Annotated in this window: 21 protein-coding genes; 2 read left to right on the plus strand and 19 right to left on the minus strand. The window is 62.1% G+C overall.

Going from position 1 to position 19,591, the window contains the following annotated elements:
• Positions 1-40 precede the first annotated feature (40 nt).
• The 8 genes from KYT97_RS10320 to KYT97_RS10355 form a co-directional block, all read right to left on the minus strand.
• Positions 41-1,654 (minus strand): ABC transporter substrate-binding protein, encoded by a 1,614-nt coding sequence (locus tag KYT97_RS10320; RefSeq protein WP_219112198.1) that lies wholly within the window; start codon positions 1,652-1,654, stop codon positions 41-43.
• Between the two features lie 118 nt (positions 1,655-1,772).
• Positions 1,773-2,834, minus strand: a complete 1,062-nt coding sequence (locus KYT97_RS10325) for a DUF1214 domain-containing protein (RefSeq protein WP_045063830.1) — start codon at positions 2,832-2,834, stop codon at positions 1,773-1,775.
• Positions 2,835-2,869: 35 nt separating this feature from the next.
• Entirely contained in the window at positions 2,870-4,012 is a 1,143-nt protein-coding gene (locus KYT97_RS10330; RefSeq protein ID WP_219112200.1) for a sulfotransferase family protein, read from the minus strand.
• Positions 4,013-4,052: 40 nt separating this feature from the next.
• Complete coding sequence (locus KYT97_RS10335) at positions 4,053-4,844, minus strand: SDR family oxidoreductase (protein WP_092802101.1); 792 nt, start codon at positions 4,842-4,844, stop codon at positions 4,053-4,055.
• Positions 4,838-5,197 (minus strand): nuclear transport factor 2 family protein, encoded by a 360-nt coding sequence (locus tag KYT97_RS10340; protein WP_033235479.1) that lies wholly within the window; start codon positions 5,195-5,197, stop codon positions 4,838-4,840. Before KYT97_RS10340 ends, KYT97_RS10335 begins: the two co-directional genes overlap by 7 nt.
• Before the next feature lie 24 nt (positions 5,198-5,221).
• The gene (cysN, locus tag KYT97_RS10345) at positions 5,222-7,123 is read right to left on the minus strand and encodes a sulfate adenylyltransferase subunit CysN (protein ID WP_219112201.1); all 1,902 of its coding nucleotides are present in this window, start codon (positions 7,121-7,123) and stop codon (positions 5,222-5,224) included.
• Positions 7,123-8,028 carry a sulfate adenylyltransferase subunit CysD gene (cysD, locus tag KYT97_RS10350; protein WP_045063838.1) on the minus strand — a complete coding sequence of 302 codons (906 nt, stop codon included), beginning with the start codon at positions 8,026-8,028 and terminating at the stop codon, positions 7,123-7,125. Before cysD ends, cysN begins: the two co-directional genes overlap by 1 nt.
• Complete coding sequence (locus KYT97_RS10355) at positions 8,025-8,771, minus strand: 3'(2'),5'-bisphosphate nucleotidase CysQ (RefSeq protein WP_033235482.1); 747 nt, start codon at positions 8,769-8,771, stop codon at positions 8,025-8,027. Before KYT97_RS10355 ends, cysD begins: the two co-directional genes overlap by 4 nt.
• Positions 8,772-9,025: 254 nt before the next feature.
• Here KYT97_RS10355 and KYT97_RS10360 point away from each other — a divergent pair, with 254 nt between their 5' ends.
• Positions 9,026-9,637, plus strand: coding sequence for a TetR/AcrR family transcriptional regulator (locus tag KYT97_RS10360; RefSeq protein WP_033235777.1), 612 nt, complete (start codon positions 9,026-9,028; stop codon positions 9,635-9,637).
• A 13-nt stretch (positions 9,638-9,650) separates the two neighbouring features.
• Here KYT97_RS10360 and KYT97_RS10365 read toward each other — a convergent pair whose 3' ends face one another.
• The 11 genes from KYT97_RS10365 to KYT97_RS10415 form a co-directional block, all read right to left on the minus strand.
• Positions 9,651-9,932, minus strand: a complete 282-nt coding sequence (locus KYT97_RS10365) for a metal-sensitive transcriptional regulator (protein ID WP_033235483.1) — start codon at positions 9,930-9,932, stop codon at positions 9,651-9,653.
• Positions 9,933-9,963: 31 nt separating this feature from the next.
• The gene (locus KYT97_RS10370) at positions 9,964-10,221 is read right to left on the minus strand and encodes a hypothetical protein (RefSeq protein WP_219112203.1); all 258 of its coding nucleotides are present in this window, start codon (positions 10,219-10,221) and stop codon (positions 9,964-9,966) included.
• Positions 10,214-10,735, minus strand: a complete 522-nt coding sequence (locus tag KYT97_RS10375; protein ID WP_045063842.1) for a hypothetical protein — start codon at positions 10,733-10,735, stop codon at positions 10,214-10,216. The genes KYT97_RS10370 and KYT97_RS10375 overlap by 8 nt, the downstream gene beginning before the upstream one ends.
• Positions 10,728-11,189, minus strand: a complete 462-nt coding sequence (locus KYT97_RS10380) for a hypothetical protein (protein ID WP_239654589.1) — start codon at positions 11,187-11,189, stop codon at positions 10,728-10,730. The genes KYT97_RS10375 and KYT97_RS10380 overlap by 8 nt, the downstream gene beginning before the upstream one ends.
• 206 nt (positions 11,190-11,395) lie before the next feature.
• Complete coding sequence (locus tag KYT97_RS10385; RefSeq protein ID WP_033235486.1) at positions 11,396-12,046, minus strand: hypothetical protein; 651 nt, start codon at positions 12,044-12,046, stop codon at positions 11,396-11,398.
• Positions 12,047-12,097: 51 nt separating this feature from the next.
• Positions 12,098-13,072, minus strand: coding sequence for a porphobilinogen synthase (hemB, locus tag KYT97_RS10390; protein WP_033235487.1), 975 nt, complete (start codon positions 13,070-13,072; stop codon positions 12,098-12,100).
• Positions 13,073-13,145: 73 nt separating this feature from the next.
• Positions 13,146-14,708, minus strand: coding sequence for a bifunctional uroporphyrinogen-III C-methyltransferase/uroporphyrinogen-III synthase (locus tag KYT97_RS10395; RefSeq protein WP_033235488.1), 1,563 nt, complete (start codon positions 14,706-14,708; stop codon positions 13,146-13,148).
• 60 nt (positions 14,709-14,768) lie between these two features.
• Positions 14,769-15,743 carry a hydroxymethylbilane synthase gene (gene hemC, locus KYT97_RS10400; protein ID WP_033235489.1) on the minus strand — a complete coding sequence of 325 codons (975 nt, stop codon included), beginning with the start codon at positions 15,741-15,743 and terminating at the stop codon, positions 14,769-14,771.
• On the minus strand, positions 15,740-17,101 hold the full coding sequence (locus KYT97_RS10405) for a glutamyl-tRNA reductase (protein ID WP_219112205.1): 1,362 nt from the start codon (positions 17,099-17,101) through the stop codon (positions 15,740-15,742). Before KYT97_RS10405 ends, hemC begins: the two co-directional genes overlap by 4 nt.
• Positions 17,098-17,991 carry a redox-sensing transcriptional repressor Rex gene (locus tag KYT97_RS10410; RefSeq protein ID WP_095886734.1) on the minus strand — a complete coding sequence of 298 codons (894 nt, stop codon included), beginning with the start codon at positions 17,989-17,991 and terminating at the stop codon, positions 17,098-17,100. Before KYT97_RS10410 ends, KYT97_RS10405 begins: the two co-directional genes overlap by 4 nt.
• A gap of 141 nt (positions 17,992-18,132) precedes the next feature.
• Positions 18,133-18,393 (minus strand): glutaredoxin family protein, encoded by a 261-nt coding sequence (locus KYT97_RS10415; RefSeq protein WP_033235492.1) that lies wholly within the window; start codon positions 18,391-18,393, stop codon positions 18,133-18,135.
• 201 nt (positions 18,394-18,594) lie between these two features.
• Between KYT97_RS10415 and KYT97_RS10420 the strand changes: the two genes are divergently transcribed.
• Positions 18,595-19,590, plus strand: a complete 996-nt coding sequence (locus KYT97_RS10420) for an HAD family hydrolase (RefSeq protein WP_033235493.1) — start codon at positions 18,595-18,597, stop codon at positions 19,588-19,590.
• The last annotated feature ends 1 nt before the right edge of the window (position 19,591 follow it).

Here is a 19,591-nt window from a genome sequence, read left to right on the forward strand (position 1 = left end):
ATGACCGGGACGGCCATCCGGATCGTCTCGCACAGTCGACTTACTTCGGTGAAATCCAGGCTTCGTCGAAGAACATGATGTCCGTGAGGTTGCGTGTGACGCCGTGAATGTTGTCGTCCCAGGCCGTCAATACCGCTGCCGGGCCCCAGATTACGTAGGGCACAGCCGTGTTGGCATACTCCTGCACCTTGCTGATGGCGTCGCGGACAGCATCGTCGGTGGGCGCAGTCTGCACAGCTGTGATCAGCGTGTCCATTTCCGGATCTGCGAAACCGGAAGGATTGTTCTTCGAATCACTGGCCATACTGTTGTACAAATTGATGTATGGCGCTTCCTCCCCGACCGGAGCGCCGCCCCTGGTCATGTCAAAATCGTGGTCTTTGTACACCCTGCGAACAAGATCCGTGACGTCGGTTGCGTAGTCGATGGTGACGTCGAAACCGATGGCGTTCAGCGACGCCTGCACCGTCAATGCGGTGGCCTGTTGGCCGGGTTCCGAGGTCGTGAGGTAGCGGAGCTTGCCGTCGTATCCGTCTGCTTTCGCCTGATCGAGCAGGGTCTTTGCCTTCGACGAATCGAACGGTATGCCTTCGGTGTTGTTGAACCACCGCGACGACACCGGTACCAGTTCGGAACTGGCAGTGCCTAATCCGTTGTTCGCACGTGTATTGACGGCTTCCGGGTCCACCCCGTACGCGATTGCCTGGCGGACGCGGACGTCGGCTCCTGGCCTGCCCTCGCGGTTGTTGATCGTGCCGATCCCGTTCTGACCGGTGGGACTGAGGTAGCCGGAGTATCCGTCGTCGAGAGCGCGTTTGATTACGGCCTCGTCGCGAAGGATGTACGTCATGTCGATCTGACCGCTCTTCAGCGATTCGTACTGAGCCTGGGCGCCAGAGGTGGGAACAAAACGCACCGTGTCCAGCGGAGGTTTACCTCCCTGATAGTCCGGGCGCGCGGCAAGTATCAACTCTTCGTGCGGCGCGAACTTGGCCAAGGTGAACGGCCCGGCCCCGATCGGAGTGAACGCTCCCCCTGCGTCGGAACTTCGCGCGACGATCATTCCGGGGCCGAGCGACAACAGTGCCGGAAATTGACGCCACGGCCGTTTGAGCACAAACTCGATCGTGGTCTCGTTCGGCGTATCGACCCGCTCCACAATGTTCAGCCAAGACTGCGATACATCCCCCTTGCCCGCCACAAATCGATCGATGCTCCACTTCACCGCTTCCGCGTTGAGCGGGCTTCCATCGCTGAAGGTCAAGCCCTCGGGCAGGGTGACTGTGTACGCGGTGAAGTCGGCATTATTCGTCAGCGACTTCGCCAGCTGTGGCACGAAGCTCCCGCTTGCGGAGTCGCTGCGCACAAGCGTGTCGTAGATTGCGGCCATTTCGGTCCCGCCGGTCGAGCCGGCAGCCTGAGTTTTGGTGGGATCCAGCGAGGAAGGGAACGAATAGGACCCGAAGGTGAGAGCACCCCCGCCGATCGGCTCCCCGGCGTCCTGTGCGCCGACGTACCCAGCTGCACCACTGCGCGTCTGGGGATTCGCATCCGAAGAGTCGCCGCTACTCGACGCGCAGCCGGTCAACAGAAGTGCGCCGGCAATACCGAGCGCAACCAGGCGGGTAGTGGACCGAATTACTGTGGTGTGCATACGATTCCCCTGCTGAGATGAACCAGTGACATTATCCCGCGCAGCGAACGTCGTACTACGCGGCCGATATGACCACGTAGTACGACGATTCACACAGGACCGAGTGAGTCTGCCTGCCTTAGAGCTTGATTACCTTCGACGTCGGAATCGGGTGGGAGTCCGCCTTGATCCAGCGCATCGCCCAGGTCCCCTCCGCGTGCGAATCGGTGTTGATCCAGTTGCCGTAACCCGGATCCTTTGCCGCCACCACGATTGTCAGGGTGCCGTCGTCGTTGAGCTTTGCGGTGTGGTTGTTGATGTAGATGTTCGTCCGGTTGTAGTCGAGCGACTCCACCCAGAAGTTCTGCAGCACGAAGTTGAAGTACTCGCAGTTCGGAACTTCGGTCTCGATGACCCACGCCTCGTCCTCGGCGAGCTTCCAATACCCGTGCAAGTAGAAGATCGTCGGATCGCCGCCGGCGTTCTGGAAGTAGTCCTGTCCCCAGTCGAAGATCTCGTTGGTGTGCGGTTGGAATTTGCGCGACCATTCGAGGAAGGTCTCCGCCATCCCCTTCACGATCCCGACCGACTTGCCCAGGCGCACGCCCAACTCTTCCGGACTCAGCGGCTCGAAGTCGCCGTCCGGGTTCAAGCACTCGATGCTCAGCTCACCGGGTACCTCGTTGCGTCGATCCCGATACGTCTGTCGAACGGAGATGAGATTGCTGTCGGCTGCCAGCGGCAGCCAGGCACCTTCCGCCGGCTTGTCCACGCTCGCGATGAACTCGAAACGGCCGTTCTCGTCAACCTCGAGGTCGTGGATGTGCAGGTCGCCGGTCTGCAGCATCGTGCCGTCGATGTGGTACCGATTGATGCGTGAACCGAACGTGATCAGCGGAACCGTGCCCCGGCTGCCGATGATCCGGTAGCTGTATTTACCGGAAATATTGGCGCGCATGTAAACGTTGTCCGGGTTGTCGGCACCGATCTTCGTCATCATGTTCGGGTTCGGTGCGGACGTGAACTGCGGCCACCGCGGATCGGTGTACTCGACACAGTTGATTGTGCCGTAGCGGAGCAACCGACTCAGGTAGCGGACGCCCTCGGCCTGCGTCAGCGGATCCTGAGGAACGATCTCGTCTTCGAGGACCTTCCCGACCTCGAGCAGATCTGCGCAGAACTTTTCCCAAGTAGCGTTCATATGAGTCTCCTTGTTCTAGTGGATTTTTCGAGCAATCAGCTGGCGGCGAACTTCGCTTCGACGTCGGCGGCGCTCACGCCGAACTCCTCGAGCGAATAGCGGTGTGACGGACGACGGTGTTCTGCGAGGCTCGCCTGATGCGACGCATCCACCGCGGCCCGAGCCTCGTCCGTGAAGGGCAGGTCGAACTGCGCGTAGATCTTCTCGACAGTGCCGACCGCGTCGGAGATGAAGTCCTTGTAGTCGACGTCGATGAACTGATCGGAGTTGTAACGGGTACGGGCATTGTTGAAGTTCGCGTTACCGCGCGCCCACAGGTCGAGTTGGGTGCGTCCGATGGCCGGACGGTCGAAGGCCTTCGACATGTCGTGTCCGCCCTGCTCCGCAAGGCTGAAAGTGGACGCCATCGATGTCAGGGGGTCCCGGAATGTGCGAACGAACAACGCATCCGGATAGACCGACATGATCTCGTCGATCGCGAAGACGTGGCTCGGACTCTTGAGCACCCATCGTCGATCCGAATCGTGCAGCCCGATCAGCTGCAGGTTCTTCTTGTGCCGCGCATACGTTTCGGTCCAGTCCTGCTTCGCCAGCCACCGGGTGTAACTCGGTACGTACGCAACGGTCTCGAACGCGGTCGAGAGCATCGTCTGCTGCAGTAGACGCCAACATTCCTCGACCTCCTCCGCCCCCATGAAATGCACCTTCATCAGGTCAGCCTCGTTGCGCTGACGGGCTCGGTAGAAGGCGTCTGAGCGAACGTAATCTTCGTTCTCCGACCACTTGTCGCGCTCCGGGCGCGGCTGCGGCGTCTCGGCAAGCCACATCTCGGCACCCTGATGCGCCGGGTCAGCGCCCAGCAACCGGTGTAGCGCGGTGCTGCCGGTCCGAGTCAACCCGACTACGAAGATCGGACGCTCGATCGGAACATCGACGTGCTCGGGGTATTTCGCGAATCCGGCCTCGCTGGTCAGTCGTCCCGCGAGCGCTCCGATGATCATCTTGCGAGCAATCACCTTGCCGTGCGGAGTGAGGTCGGCTTCCTGCTGGAACGACTCGAGCAGAACCCGAAGCCCTTCGAGATAGCCGTCGCTACCGAAGTCGTCGTAACCGGCTTCTTCGCACGCTGCCTGGTGCAAGTCCTCGATGGAACCAATGCCGTCGTAATCCTGTGTCATGACACGTCCTTTGAGAATTGATCGGTCTTGTATGAGTTGATCAGTGGTGCGTGTGACCGCAGTTGACGTCGAGACATTGCCCGGCGATGGCCCTGGCCGAATCGGACAGGAGGAAGACGACAGCGTTGGCAATGTCATCGGGTTCTGGTAGCCGGCGCAGATCGGCGCCAGCTGCTATCTCGTCGTAGATCACCTTGGGGTCGACTCCGGTGGCCGCCGCCTTCTTCTCGAACATGTTCTTGACCGAGTCCGCCCAGATATAGCCGGGGGCAACGGAGTTGACTCGAATCCCCTTTGGACCGAGGTCGATCGACAGACTGCGGGCCATTGCCAGGAGTCCGGCTTTCATCACGCGGTATGCCCCGAATCCGGGAAGCTGATTGCGCAGCACCATGGACGTGACCATGACGACGGACCCCTGCGCCTCGGTCAATGCCGGCACCAATGCGCGTGTGACGTTCAACGCCGCAAGCAAGTTGATGTCGATGCCCGACTGGATGGACGCCATGTCGGCTTCCAGCAATGGGACCTGCGCCGGTTGGACAAAGGCATTGTTCACAAGGCAATCCACGGCACCGAACTCAGCAACGGCAGTCTGCGCCAGCGACGCAATCGAATCGACGTCGGTGAGATCCGTCGGTACCGCCAAAGCGATTCCGCCGCGATCACGGATCTCGGTTGCCACCGATTCCAAACGCTCGGGCGTGCGGGCGGCCAGAACAACCTTCGCACCGGCCGCCGCACTCTGCACTGCGATCGAACGACCCAGTGCCGGGCCGACTCCCGAGACCACGACTACTTTTCCGGCCAGCAGGCCCTGAGCGCTCAACACAGTGCCTGCGGATCGAGAACCACACTCAACGAGACGATCTTGCAGTTGTCGTCGAATTCGAACAGGTCGGAGGCAGCGAAGTCGGCCATACCGACGCGCTGCACCCGAAGCTGCATTGCTGCGTACTTTCCCGTCACCGAAATCGGACCGAGCAGGCTGACTGTGAAGTCGACCTGCGCGTTTGCCGTGTCGAATGCGCGAATCTCGTCGACCCCGCGATAGGTCTTGACACCCAACGGTTCGTGTTGAACGGCGTCGGCGGCAAACAGCGCAACCAGATTGTCAACATCGTGGCTTCCGAGATACTTGACGTAATCTTCTACGACAGAAATGATTTCAGCCCTGTCAGGCATGAAGGCTCCTCATGTTCAGGCGGGTCAAGAAATGGTTCCGCGGGCGCGGAGATAGTCGACAATGACGCTCGCAGCATCCTCGGTCGTCGTGACACTGGTGTCGATGTGAATATCGGGACTCTGCGGCGCTTCGTACGGTGAGTCGATGCCGGTGAAGTTCACCAACTCCCCACGTCGCGCTTTCTTGTACAGTCCCTTGGGATCTCGCTCCTCTGCGACGGCAAGAGCGGTATCGACGAAGATTTCGACGAACTGGCTGTCCCCGATCAATTCACGGGCCGCATGACGCTCGGCCTCGAACGGCGAAATGAACGACGCGAGAACGATCAGGCCGGCGTCCGCCATCAGGCGGGTCACTTCGGTGACGCGGCGGATGTTCTCGACGCGGTCGGCTTCGGTGAACCCGAGGTCTCGATTCAAACCGTGACGGACATTGTCTCCGTCGAGGAGATAGGTGTGTGCGCCGAGAGCGTGCAGTTGGCGCTCGACGTCGTTGGCGATGGTCGACTTCCCCGAACCGGAGAGCCCGGTGAACCACAGAACGGCGGGTTTATGTCCCTTGAGCCTGGTGTGCGCGGCCTCGTCGACGTCGACGGATTGCCAGTGAATGTTGTCGGATCGGCGCAGCGAGTGCGTGATCATGCCGGCACCGACTGTGCTGTTGGTGAGGCGATCGATGAGGATGAAACTGCCGGTGTCACGGTTTCCCGTGTAGGGGTCGAACGGGACCGCGCGATCGAAACTGATGTTGCACACACCGATTTCGTTGAGCTCGAGGGTTGTCGTTGCGGTCTTTTCGAGGGTGTTGACGTTGATCTTGTGTTTCGGTTTCGTGATGCGCGCAGTGACCGTGACGGTACCGATCTGGCACAGGAACGGCCGTTCGGGCAGCATGGGCGCCTCGCCCATCCACACGATGTGGGCCTCGAACTGGTCTGCGACGGCCGGCGGATTGTCGCCGATGGACAGCACGTCGCCGCGGCTGATGTCGATCTCGTCGGTGAGTGTGATGGTGACCGAGCGGCCCGCACCGGCCACATCGAGGTCGCCGCCCATCGTCACGATGCGCTCGACGGTGGACGTCTTTCCGCTGGGGAGCACGCGGATCGGATCACCGGGAGAGACTGTCCCGGAGACGATCTGGCCCGAGAATCCCCGGAAGTCGAGGTCCGGCCGGTTGACCCACTGCACCGGCATCCGGAACGGAGCCGAGGCGGCGGCATCGTCGATGTCCACGGATTCGAGATGTTCGATCAGGCTGGGCCCGGAATACCACGGGGTATTCGCGCTGCGCTCGGTGAGATTGTCGCCCTTGTATGCCGACATCGGAATGGCGACAAACCCGTCGAGACCGATCTCGTGAGCGAAGCTCGTGTAGTCCGCAATGATGGCGTCGAAGACCTCCTGCGAGTAGTCGACGAGGTCGAGTTTGTTGACCGCGAGCACCACGTGCTTGATCCCGAGTAACGACACAAGATACGAGTGCCGACGCGTCTGCGTCAGGATGCCTTTGCGTGAGTCGACAAGGATCACCGCGAGATCGGCTGTCGATGCGCCGGTCACCATGTTTCGGGTGTACTGCTCGTGCCCGGGGGTATCGGCAACAACGAACTTGCGACGTTCTGTCGTGAAGTAGCGATAGGCGACGTCGATCGTGATGCCCTGCTCACGTTCGGCTGCGAGACCGTCGACGAGGAGCGCAAAATCGAGCCCTTCACCCTGGGTGCCGCTCTTGCGCGAATCCGCTTCGAGTGCCGTCAGTTGATCGTCGAAGACGAGTTTCGATTCGTAGAGCAGACGGCCGATCAAGGTGCTCTTGCCGTCGTCGACGCTGCCGCACGTGATGAATCGCAGCATGCTCTTGTTCGCGTGGCGCTCGAGGTATGCCTCGATGTCGTCGGCGATCAGATCCGAGGAAACAGTCATCAGAAGTACCCTTCTTGCTTCTTCTTTTCCATCGACGCACTCGAGTCGTGGTCGATGACCCGTCCCTGGCGTTCGGAGGTGGTGGTGAGCAACATTTCCGAGATGATCTCGGTCAAGCTGGTGGCGGTCGATTCGACGGCACCGGTCAGCGGGTAGCAGCCGAGGGTGCGGAAACGGACGCTCTTGAGTTCCGGAGTTTCTCCCGGCAACAAGGGCATCCGGTCGTCGTCGACCATGATCAGGGCGCCGTCACGTTCGACGACGGGACGCTTGTCGGCAAAATACAGCGGAACGATCGGAATCTCTTCCTGGCGTATGTATTCCCACACATCCAGCTCGGTCCAGTTCGAGAGCGGGAAGACGCGCAGGCTTTCACCCGGCGCTTTGCGGACGTTGTACATCCGCCACAGCTCCGGTCGCTGCTGCTTCGGATCCCAGCGGTGCGCTGCCGATCGGATCGAGAAGATCCGTTCCTTGGCCCGGGATTTTTCTTCGTCACGGCGGGCGCCGCCGAATGCCGCGTCGAACTTGTAGTGATCGAGGGCTTGTTTGAGGCCTTCGGTTTTCCACATGTCGGTATGGACGGCCGAGCCGTGAGTGAACGGGTTGATCCCCTGCTTGACGCAGTCCGGATTGGTGTAGACGATCAGATCGAGATCGCCTGCAGCAGCGGTACTGTCACGAAGTTTGTACATTTCGCGGAACTTCCACGTGGTGTCGACGTGCAGCAGCGGAAACGGCAGCTTCGACGGGTAGAAAGCCTTGCGTGCCAGATGCAGCATCACGGCGGAGTCCTTGCCCACCGAGTACAGCATCACCGGGTTCTCGCTCTGCGAGGCAGCTTCACGCATGATGTGAATGCTCTCGGCTTCGAGTCGTTCGAGGTGCGTCAGTGTCGTGGTCATCGGCCCAGTTCCTCCAGTGCTTTCGGGGCGAGTTCAGGTCGGCAGATCAGCAGATCCGGCAGCCACGGGTTTTCCTGGTTGTAGCGAAGTTCGCTGCCGTCGATACGCGAAACATGCAGTCCCGCAGCGCGTGCGACGGCAACAGGGGCCGCCGAATCCCACTCGTACTGTCCGCCCGCATGTGCATAGATATCTGCTTCTCCGGATACAACTGCCATCGCTTTGGCGCCGGCAGAGCCCATCTCGATCAGCTCCGCGCCCATCGAGTCAGCCATTCGCATGACCGGTTCCGGACGCCGCGTCCGCGACACGACGACGCGTACCGGCGTCGTAGCGCCGCGATCGGTTCGATCATCGCTGCTTGCATAGGTGACGCCGAGGGCAGGCATTGCGACCGCACCTGTTGTGAGGACGCCGTTTTCGGTCAGTGCGACATGCACGGCCCAATCCGATCGGCCGGCTTCTCCGTATTCACGGGTGCCGTCGAGCGGGTCGACGATCCACACCCGATCCGCATTCAACCTCGCGAGGTCGTCAGCGCCTTCCTCCGACAGCACCGCATCCGCGGGGAAGCGTCGGGCAAGTTCGGCGACGATGAAGTCGTGACTGAGCCGATCGGCAGCGTCCTTGAAAGTCGCGGCATCGACGTCGTTCGCACCGAGGGATTTCCGGTGTTCGAGCAGAAGTTCTCCAGCCGCAGCGGCGATCTCGATCGCCGCGCGTTCATCGTTGGTGCGTGTCATAGGTACTCCACAACTGTGTAGACCTCCCGATGGATACGGGAAGAAACGTCAGGCCGACCGCAGAGTGTCCAGCGCTACGCACTGGTCTCGATGTGGTCTGCGCCATAGCGTAGCACCAGAATGAACGATGTTCATTCTATTTCGAACAATGTTCTTTCTGTGATTGGTATCACTGAACAGCAAACCCTATGGTCAAGAATGAACGACGTTCATTTGCAATTGAGGTTGCGGCCTGTCCCGACTACGGTGATCAAATGAGCAGTACCAGCACTAACTCGATCTACGGCGACGCCGAAGCGCGCCGACGCCGTACCTTGGACGCGGCGATCGCACTCCTCGACGAAGGCGGCTACTCCGCGCTCACTATTCGCGCGGTGGCAAAACGATCGGGAACGAGCACCGGCCTGATCTACCAGTACTTCGTCGACAAGCAGGACATCTTTGCCGCCCTGCTCAGCGAGAGCCAACTGGAAATGGCGGACTTCGTGAGCTCGCTCCCCCGCGAGCAAGGACTGACGCCGCTACTCGAGTCCATGATTCCCGAATTCGCGCGGCATTGGGCGCGAGTCGGCAGACTCACCACCACGTGGCGCGACATCGAGGGAATGGCCGGATCCGACCGCGACAGCATGCGGGAACTTCACGCATCAGTTGCGGTCTTCAACTCGGCATTGATTCGAGCGCTCACCGAATCTGCTGCAGCCGAAGGCAGCCGGTTGATCGAAGACCCCGCGCTCATCCATCTTGTGCTCTCCGGACTCAAAGGCCTGTCGGACACCATCGTCATCAACGTCGCCAAAGAAATCACACCCGAGCATTTCGTGAACTTCTCCGCCCGCGCGCTCGCTCGGGCCATCACGGAGTGAACCGAACAGCTACTCAGGAACGAACGAGGCGAGCGATCGCTGCCTGAGCTTCCTTGATCTTGGCGTCGGCTTCCGGACCGCCCTGCTTGGCGGCTTCGACAACACAGCCGGCAAGGTGCGCGTCGAGAAGCTTCAGGGACACTGACTGCAACGCGCTGGTTGCGGCCGAAACCTGCGTCAGGACGTCGATGCAGTACCGATCGTCGGCAACCATGCGCGAGATACCCGCGACCTGACCTTCGATGCGGCGAAGACGTTTGAGCAGATCGTCCTGCTCGGGGCTGTAACCACTCATAACGCCACTATACCCCCTACCCGTATAGTGCTTACTCGGATGCGACGTAGGCCATACGGAGCCGACGCGTCACATCGATCGCCATGAGCCCGGCCAGCAAGAGAGCCAGACCGGCACCGGAGATCCACAGTCCGTCGTAGTGGGTGCCCTCGAACGACGGTGCGCCCTCGATAATCGGACCGAAGGTCGACGTGGTCAGCCCTGATCGCCAGCACACGAGCGCCAGCGTCAGCGCCGCGACCATACCCAGAACACCTACCAAGGTCTTGGCATCGACTTTTCTAGTCATCGGACACCCTCTCGGAATCTCGCGCACTTTCCGCTTCGCCGCGGCGCGCCATTACCTGATTCAACGCCTCACGCAACGCGATGTCGTCCTTCGCCCAGGCTCGGACCAGACCACCCGTCGTCAGTCGCAAGCCGATGCTGTGACGACGACGTGGCACTCCGGACAGTTCGCCGAGCGCTCGGGCGGTTTCCCACGGCTCCATTTCGTCTTCGTAGGCGGAGTCGTCCGATTCGGGAAACACCTCGGCGATTTCGTCGACCGGAACCTCCTCGGTGCCCTGACGAAGCATCGCGTCGGTCAACTCGACGCTCACATGCCGGCGCGCGGCAGTGACCTGCACGTAGACCAAGCCCGTCAGAATCACCGCGAACATTGCCAATCCGAACCAGTGCACCACCGGCCCGGTAAACAATTCGATCACCAGAGCCACCAGGCAGAACGCCGGACCGAGGGCAACAGCCGACATCCGCGAACCAGGCTCGTAGAACAGAACCTCGGACGCGTTGTCAGCCATGAGCAAACCAGCTGCGCGTCGAGCCCCGATAAATCGACACCCCCGCGCTGATCAGCATCACCGGAACAACCAACGCCAGAGCGGTGCTGATACCGGTAATCACCAGTGCCAGCTGGAGCCACACAAAGACTCCCGAATAGATGACGAGTATCCGTCGACACAACCTCCGGCCGAGCCGCGTCGGGCCGGCCAAGCCGCCGACAACCAAGCCGCTGACCAGCAACGCCACGCCGGACACGCGAACGAACGTGACATACGTATCGATGTTGTCCGTCGGTACGCCCTGATCAGCGAACTGCTCCCGGAGCTCGTACGACGCGCTGGAGAGGTTGATCAAGCCGAACAGGATCAGGAGGAATGCACTTGCTATCCACAACCAGAAGGCAGCGTTGACAGCGGTGGGGGGCCGGACTTTCTTCGACGTCGTCACAGGTGCCGAGTCCGCGCTAGCCACTCACGACTCCTGGCACGACAACCAGGAGTGCAGTGGCGATCACGGATATACCCAACAGCAGAAATACGATCATTTCGGTTCGCGAGCTGCGTCGCGGTCGTGGGGCGTCATGTGTGCCCTCGGCGTTCAAAGCGTCTCGAGAATGCACTGCGCTTGCCTCTCCCAACTACCGTCGTGACCTGACTCACACTACCCCGCATGGCGCCTCACCGGGACTGTGGGGGGAACCTCAGAAAGTACGGATTCGACTCCTTGCGATGCATCATCACGATGGCACCGACGGCCGCGACAGCTTGCAGGATCTGCGCGCCGCCGAACAGCAGGGTGGCACCGTCACCGCCCCCACCGAGACCGAGAATCACCGGAATCGCAGAGACGACCATGAAGACCCCACCAAAGGTCAACAGCATGCGCGCCCAGTTCTTGCCGCGGCTCATCGATCGCACGACCAGCAGGAAAAGCGCGGTGAACACCAAAATCATGATCACCGACACCACCACAGCCATCGGGAAAACACTCTCGATGTCCGAGCGGGTGAGACCCGCGTCGGCGGCGGCGGGATTGCTCATCATCTCGTCGATGAACGACGACTTCTGACCGAGCATCATCGCGATCATCGCGCCGCCCTGCACCACACCGAGCACAGCCACTGCCCACCACAGCTGAATCGCCGTCACCACGTCCGTCGGCGGCTCGGACTTCTGCGTGCCCGAAGGATGCGACGACGGATTGGTCGGCATCGGGCCCAGCGGATGGAACTGATTCTGGAACTGCTGGTTCTGATACTGCTGATTGTCGTACGACGGTTGGTTGTCGTACGGCGGTTCCTGGCGAGGAGGCTGCCACGGCTCGGTCATGATGACAGCCTATCTGTCCGGCACTTCATGATCATCCGGCTTGGTCCGAGCTCACAACCAACCGGCGACCTCGGACGCCCAGTACGTGAGAACGACGTCGGCACCGGCACGTCGGATGCTGGTCAGTGATTCGAGAACTGCGGCGTCGCGATCGATCCAGCCGTTTTGCGCAGCCGCTGTGATCATCGAGTACTCCCCCGAGATCTGATACGCAGCCACCGGCACCGGTGAACGGTCCGCAGTCTCGCGCAGGATGTCGAGATACGACATGGCGGGCTTCACCATCACCATGTCCGCGCCCTCGGCAATGTCGAGATCAACTTCGCGCAACGACTCACGACGGTTGGCCGCGTCCTGCTGATAGGTACGACGGTCACCCTGCAGCGAGGATCCGACTGCTTCGCGGAACGGCCCGTAGAACGCCGACGCGTATTTCGCTGCGTACGCCAACTGACCGACCTCGGTGTACCCCGCCGCGTCGAGTGCGCCGCGAATCGCCCCGACCTGCCCGTCCATCATTCCGCTCGGTCCGAGGAGATGAGCACCCGAATCTGCTTGAGCCAACGCCATCTCGACGTATCGAATCAAGGTCGCGTCGTTGTCGACGGCGCCGGCCGGTGTCAGCACTCCGCAGTGCCCGTGATCGGTGAACTCGTCGAGACACGTGTCGGCCATGATGACCGTCGAATCACCGAGTTCGTCTGCGAGAGCCCGCAATCCGACGTTGAGAATTCCGTCGGGGTCGATAGCACCCGATCCCTGCGCGTCCTTGTCCTCGGGCTTGGGCACACCGAACAGCATCAGACCGCCGACGCCGGCGCTCACCGCCTCGGTAGCCGCTGCTCGCAACGAGTCGAGAGTGTGCTGGTACACGCCAGGCATGGAGGAGATCTCACGCGGGGCGGCGATACCGTCCGCAACGAACATCGGCAGCACGAGGTGCCGCGGTTCGAGGGTCGTCTCCGCTACCAGTCGCCGAAGCGCAGGGGTTCGCCGGAGTCGGCGCGGACGATGGGTGGGAAACACAGGAAGGGTCCTCCTTCGTCTGACCTGTGCGCCTTTCCGGTAGTGGGCACTACCAGAAAGGCGCACAGGCGCTTTAGCGCCTACGTGACTTCTTGCGCGGAGGCGGCAATGCACCCTCGGCGCGCAGGCGAGCGGCGTGCTCGGCCAGTGCCTCGACCAGCGGCCCTACCTGCGAGGTTTCGGGCTGCACGTCGACGCGCAGTCCGAACTCGATGGCAGTTTCGGCGGTCTTCGGGCCGATGCACGCAACCAGAGTGCGAGCGTGCGGCTTGCCGGCGATACCGACAAGGTTGCGCACCGTCGAGGACGAGGTGAAGCACACGGCGTCGAATCCGCCGGTCTTGATCATCTCGCGGGTCTCGGCGGCAGGCGGTGCGGCGCGCACAGTGCGGTACGCGGTGACGTCGTCGATTTCCCAGCCACGTTCGCGCAGGCCTTCGGCGAGGGTTTCGGTTGCGATGTCGGCGCGGGGCAACAGAACTCGGTTGACCGGGTCGAAAACGTCGTCGTACGGCGCGAATTCGGCCAGCAGCCCTTCACTGGACTGATCACCCTTCGGTACCAGTTCGGGGTTGATACCGAACGAGCGGACCTTGGCTGCGGTGGCTTCGCCGATGCAGGCGATCTTCACGCCGGAGAATGCGCGGGCGTCGAGGCCGAACTCTTCGAACTTCTCCCACACTGCGCGAACAGCATTGGTGGAGGTGAAGACGACCCACTGGTAGCGACCGTCGACGAGTCCCTTGACGGAGCGTTCCATCTGAGCGGGGCTGCGCGGCGGTTCGACGGCGATGGTCGGGACCTCGATCGGGATGGCGCCGTGGGTGACCAGACGGTCACTCATCTCGCCGGCCTGATCCTTGGTGCGCGGCACGAGGACGGTCCAGCCGTACAGTGCGCGTGATTCCCACCAGGACATCTTGTTGCGTTGGGCGACAACCTTGCCGACCGTGATGACCAAGGAGCCGACCAGTTCGGAGCCGGCCTCGTTGAGCGTCGCCAACGTTGCTTCGACGGTGCGCTGCTGCCGGGTGGTGCCGCGCACGGTGATCGCTGCGGGGGTCTGCGGAGCCATGCCGTTCTCGACCAGTGCGCTGGCGGTCTCGGCGAGGTGTCCGGAGGTTGCGTGCAAGACCAGTGGTCCCGGTGCTGCGGCCAGTGCGGCCCAGTCGACCTCGCCGCGCACGTCGGCTTCGGTGTGTCCCGATCCCAGTGCCATGCCGGCATAGCTGGGAACCGCTGAGCCGGAGGGCAGTCCTGGCAGGACCTCGAACTGAACCTGGGTGCGTGCCACCGCGGTGACCTCGGCGATCACGGAATCCGTGGTAAGCGGATCACCCGAGACGAGACGGACGACGTCGTGGCCGTTCTTGGCTTCGTGCACAAGAGTTTTGGCGACCTCGGCCGGTTCCCCGAGTGCGGGACGCACGTCGGCGATCAGTTCGCCGGTTTCCTCGTCGCGACCCATGTCGATGCCCACGAGAGCGACGACGCCCTTGTCCACATCAGGATCGGTGAATGCCAAGGCTGCGCCGGTGAGGACGTCGCGTGCGCGAACGGTGAGCAGGGCGGGGTCGCCCGGTCCCGATCCCACGAACAGGATCCGTCCGGGAGTGTTCTTTCGGACTCGGGTCATCGGTGATTCTCCAGTGCGCTGTATCGAAATGGGAACTTGGTGCAAGTGCAATAGGTTGTGTCAAACATCGGCGGCCTCGCCTGTGGTCACGTTCATCAACTCTCGGGCGCCGAGTTCGAGTAACTCTCGGGCCACCGCTCTGCCGAGTTCCTCGGCGTTGTCCGGTGCACCGACTGCACCGGTACGGATGACGTCCGAACCGTCGAATGCGGCTGCGCAGCCGCGGATCGACAGTTCGTCGAAAATTTTGCCGTTGTCGTCGATTGATTCGACAACTTCGGCGAGTGCCCCTACGGGGGCAGTACATCCCGCTTCGAGTTCGGCCAGCAGGGCGCGTTCGGCGATGACCGCCGCACGTGTGTCCGCGTGATCGAGCTCTGCGAGTATCGCCACCAATTCTTCATTGGCAGAGAGACATTCGACTGCCAGCGCACCCTGCGCCGGCGCCGGAAGCATCTGAACGGGCTCGATGTTCTCGGTGATGAGATCAAGGAGGCCGATGCGGGACAGACCGGCGCGAGCGAGGATCACGGCATCGAGTTCACCGGATTCGACCTTGCCGAGCCGGCGCTGCAGGTTTCCGCGCAGCGGCACGATGTCGAGCCCGAGGCCGAGGGCCGCGAGCTGTGACACTCGTCGCGGCGCAGAGGTTCCGACCTTGGATCCCGCCGGAAGTTCACCGAGCACCAGTCCGTCACGGGCAACCAGCGCATCACGCGGATCTTCGCGAGGCGGGATCGCGGCGATCACGAAACGCTCGTCCTGCGCAGTGGGCAAGTCCTTGTACGAATGCACGGCAACGTCGACGCGGTTGTCTGCCAACGCTTCTCGAAGCTCCGCCGTGAACACGCCGACGCCGATCTTCTGCACTGGATCGGTGGACTGATCGCCCTTGGTCTTGATGATGACCAGTTCAGCCGGGTGCCCGGCCGCAATGAGTGCGTCGCGCACGGTTCCGGCTTGTGTGGTGGCGAGAAGGCTTCCGCGAGTACCGATCCGCAGGGTGCCCTCGGAGTGCAGTGGTGTGGTGCTCATGCCTGCTTGTCCCTTCCACCGCGATCGCCGTCCACCCGATCGGTGGGTGCGGCCACTGCCGCGGGCAGTGCCGGGCTGAGTTCGAATAGTTCACGCAGCGCGGCCGCGTATGAATCTCCGCCAGGCGCCGACGCCAGTTGCTTGACGCGCACGGTAGGTGCGTGAAGCAGTTTGTCCACGACGCGTCGTACGGTGCGTGCCACTTCGTCGCGTTGCGGATCGTCGAGATCGGGCAACCGCGAATCGAGGCGCATCAGTTCGGATTCGACGACATCTGCGGCGCGCTGCCGCAGAGCCGTTACCGTGGGTGTGACCTCGGCGAGTCGTTGACCGGCCAGGTACATCGCCAACTCACCGGCAACGATGGCGCGGGCAGCGTCGGCGTCGGATGCCGCGGCCCCCGCAGCCGGATCCCGTTGCAGCGCTTCCATGTCCAGGACCGTGACGCCGGGCAGACCCGATACTGCAGGGTCGATGTCGCGGGGCAGACCGAGGTCGCAGATGACAAGATGCTTGTTCGGGTTGCGATCGGGTTCGGCGAGCGCGCGGTGCGCGTCGGCCAATGTGACTACTGCTCCGACCGCACCGGTACAGGTCACCAACACGTCCGCCTGCGCCATGACCGCTGAAAGCTGCTCGAAATCAACAGCTTCGGCGATGACGCCGTTGGAACGAGCGGTGTCCGCCAAGTGCTCGGCACGCTCGCGGGTGCGGTTGACCACAATGATGCGATCGATTCCGGCGCGGGTCAGGTGCGCGACCGACAGTCCGCCCATCGCACCTGCGCCGACAACCACTGCGGTGCGTCCGACCAATCCACCGTCACCGAGGATTCCGGCAGCGCGGTCGAGCGCCACCGACACCACTGATGCTCCGGCAGAATCTATTCCGGTTTCGGAGTGCACCCGCTTGCCGACACGCAGTGCCTGCTGGGCAAGCTCGTGCACAACCCGCCCTGCCGCCTGCTGCGCGTCGGACGACGCGTAGGCAGTACGAATCTGGCCGAGGATCTGCTGCTCGCCGATCACCATCGAGTCGAGTCCGCTCGCGACAGCAAAGAGATGCTCGACGGCAGCTTCGCTGTACCGCACGTAGGCGTGGGCATGCAGGGCCGTCAGGTCCAGACCGGAATGGTCGGAGAGAATCTCGCCGACCTCGGTGAGAGCGCCGTGGAATGCGTCCACGACTGCATATACCTCTACCCGGTTGCAGGTGGAGACGATCATCGCCTCGGTGATGTGCGACGACGCCAGAAGCTTGTCGATCAACTTCGGACGGTCGGTGTCGGTCACCGCCACTCGCTCGAGAACCGGCACGGGCGCAGTTCTATGCGAAACCCCGACAAGCAAAACACTCACGGCGCGATCACTGATCCGTTTCTTGTCGAACCTGCTCCGACCGGAGCGGGTGAACTTGTGGAGGGACGGGACGAAGCGGGTGCCGCATGAGCGACGCGCACTCTTGGTGCAGCTGACGCCTGATCTGCGTTGCGTGCACTGTTGAACGAGAGAACCTGCATTTCGACTGCCAAGTCGACCCGTCGCAGTTCCACGTGATCCGGAACGTCGAGAGCGATCGGCGAGAAACTCATGATGCAGAGGAGGCCGGCGCGAACGAACTGATCGCATACGTCCTGCGCGGCCTCGTCCGGAGTGGAGATGACGCCGATGGTGGCCTTCAGTTCGCGGCACGCGAATTCGAGTTCGGCGGTGTCCCGCACGGTCAGATCCCCCACCTGGGTTCCGACGCGAGCGGCGTCGCTGTCGAAGAGTCCGACCATCTCGAATCCACGACGACTGAACCCGCCGTAGCCGACCAGTGCTTTCCCGAGGTTTCCGACGCCCACCAGAACAACCTTGTGTCCGCGGTCCAGCCCGAGCGCACGCTCGATGCGGATGCGAAGTTTGGTGACGTCGTACCCGACGCCGCGAACACCGTTGGGACCGAGGAACGAAAGATCCTTGCGCAACTTCGCTGATCCGACGCCTGATGCCTGCGCCAGTTCTTCGCTGGAGACGATGGACGTACCGCGATCGGACATGACTCCGAGGACCCGCAGGTATGCCGCCAACCGGGTCACCGTAGCCTGGGGGATGACGCGATCCTGCGTAGTTGCGGGATCGACCTCAGCAGCGACTGGAGCAGCAGTGGTGACAGGACGGCCCGCAGCGCCGGTGACGCGCTGAGCCGATGGCTCGTGCGTCTGGTGCGGTTCGGTCACGTCGTTGGCTCCTCGTCCGACCGACACAGTTGTCGACCTCCACGATGCTCCGGGGGGAATGTTCACACCACGGTAACCGCTTGTGAACCCATGCACAAAGTTGCTTGGAACGGGTTCGATGTGCCTTTAACCTGCAGAGCGGCAGATTTCCCCATATTTAGCATTGCCTTACTTGCGTAAATCGGCTCGAAGTCTCTCTTCGTCGACTTCCCAGTAACCGTGCTCGCGCCCATCGAGAAGAATGACCGGTAGCCGGTCTCCGTACTCGGCCCTCAGTTCCGGGTCGCTTGCTGCGGCTTCGTCCACGTCGATGCACGTCACTTCAAGCTCGAACTCGCTGCAGACCCGCGCCAGCACCTCCGCCGCGCCTACACAGGAGGCACATCCCGCACGGGTCAACAAGGTCACTTCATGGGTGTTCACAGTCATCGAGTAAGGACCCTTCCTCAGGCGCGATGTTCATCTATCAGTCGGTCAAGTGTGCCTTTTGTGCCCACCCCGATACCAAATCGCCCGAGAGGAAGGTCACACACACCGACACTCATCGCCATCCACGCCTTGGAGCCTCACCGCGGAGGATAGGCTGACTTCAAGAGTTCTCTGCTCAACGGTGCAACACGGGAGGTGCGGGTGCCTGCGCGATCACTACCGAACGGTTCCGGATTCGGGTCGGGGCTGGCCGGGGTCATTCTCCCTGGTCGTCGCCGGGTCAAGAATCCGCTGGGACCGAGCGAATCGGAAGTTCGAGCCAACCTCGCCGGTGAGGCCAGTGCGGACGCGGCCCTGGCACTCACCGCGGCCGCCCAAGCGGAAGAGCCCACGGCCGACGACGCTGTACCGGCGGTGCCGCGAGACCTCACTGCTGCGGCATTCTTCGACGTCGACAACACCATGGTCCAAGGTGCGTCCATCATTCACTTCGCACGTGGGTTGGCCGCCCGGAAATACCTGAAAACGTCGGACCTGGTGGATTTCGCCTGGAAACAGGTCAAATTCCGGGTAACGGGACGCGAGAGCAGTGACGATGTTGCCGAGGGCCGCGAGAAGGCTCTCTCGTTTGTCGCCGGCCGGTCAACGGCTGAACTCGCCCGCCTCGGTGAGGAAATCTACGACGAGGTGATCGCGGACAAGATCTGGCCTGGCACCCGTGCGTTGGCTCAGATGCACTTGGACGCGGGCCAGCAGGTCTGGTTGGTGACGGCTACCCCTGTCGAACTCGCGCAGGTCATCGCCGAGAAGTTGGGTCTGACCGGAGCCTTGGGCACAGTCGCGGAAAGTGAGGACGGCGTCTTCACCGGCCGTCTTGTCGGTGACATCCTGCACGGAATGGGCAAGGCGCATGCCGTCCGCACACTGGCGGTTCGCGAGGGCCTCAACCTCAAGCGGTGCTCCGCATACTCCGACTCTCACAACGACGTCCCGATGCTGTCCCTCGTCGGTACCGCTGTTGCGATCAATCCCGACGCCGATCTTCGCGAACTCGCAAAGAACCGCGGCTGGGAAGTGCGTGATTTCCGCACCGCGCGCAAAGCGGCCAAGATCGGTGTTCCCACGGCGCTGGTGCTCGGGGCGATCAGTGGTGCACTCGCCGTTATCCTTGCGCGTCGGAAAGAACAGAACGCCTGAC

The sequence above is a fragment of the Rhodococcus globerulus genome (genome assembly GCF_019334125.1).
GTDB classification, from domain to species: Bacteria; Actinomycetota; Actinomycetes; order Mycobacteriales; family Mycobacteriaceae; genus Rhodococcus_F; species Rhodococcus_F globerula.

Coding starts and splice junctions, on each gene's coding strand:
- KYT97_RS10385 (WP_033235486.1), bottom strand. CDS start 12,046: ATGACCGAGCCGTGGCAGCCTCCTCGCCAGGAACCGCCGTACGACAAC.
- KYT97_RS10365 (WP_033235483.1), bottom strand. CDS start 9,932: ATGAGTGGTTACAGCCCCGAGCAGGACGATCTGCTCAAACGTCTTCGC.
- KYT97_RS10340 (WP_033235479.1), bottom strand. CDS start 5,197: ATGCCTGACAGGGCTGAAATCATTTCTGTCGTAGAAGATTACGTCAAG.
- cysD (WP_045063838.1), bottom strand. CDS start 8,028: ATGACCACGACACTGACGCACCTCGAACGACTCGAAGCCGAGAGCATT.
- KYT97_RS10360 (WP_033235777.1), top strand. CDS start 9,026: ATGAGCAGTACCAGCACTAACTCGATCTACGGCGACGCCGAAGCGCGC.
- KYT97_RS10415 (WP_033235492.1), bottom strand. CDS start 18,393: ATGACTGTGAACACCCATGAAGTGACCTTGTTGACCCGTGCGGGATGT.
- KYT97_RS10330 (WP_219112200.1), bottom strand. CDS start 4,012: ATGACACAGGATTACGACGGCATTGGTTCCATCGAGGACTTGCACCAG.
- KYT97_RS10375 (WP_045063842.1), bottom strand. CDS start 10,735: ATGGCTGACAACGCGTCCGAGGTTCTGTTCTACGAGCCTGGTTCGCGG.
- KYT97_RS10320 (WP_219112198.1), bottom strand. CDS start 1,654: ATGCACACCACAGTAATTCGGTCCACTACCCGCCTGGTTGCGCTCGGT.
- KYT97_RS10395 (WP_033235488.1), bottom strand. CDS start 14,708: ATGACCCGAGTCCGAAAGAACACTCCCGGACGGATCCTGTTCGTGGGA.
- hemC (WP_033235489.1), bottom strand. CDS start 15,743: ATGAGCACCACACCACTGCACTCCGAGGGCACCCTGCGGATCGGTACT.
- KYT97_RS10325 (WP_045063830.1), bottom strand. CDS start 2,834: ATGAACGCTACTTGGGAAAAGTTCTGCGCAGATCTGCTCGAGGTCGGG.
- KYT97_RS10370 (WP_219112203.1), bottom strand. CDS start 10,221: ATGACTAGAAAAGTCGATGCCAAGACCTTGGTAGGTGTTCTGGGTATG.
- KYT97_RS10355 (WP_033235482.1), bottom strand. CDS start 8,771: ATGACACGCACCAACGATGAACGCGCGGCGATCGAGATCGCCGCTGCG.
- cysN (WP_219112201.1), bottom strand. CDS start 7,123: ATGACTGTTTCCTCGGATCTGATCGCCGACGACATCGAGGCATACCTC.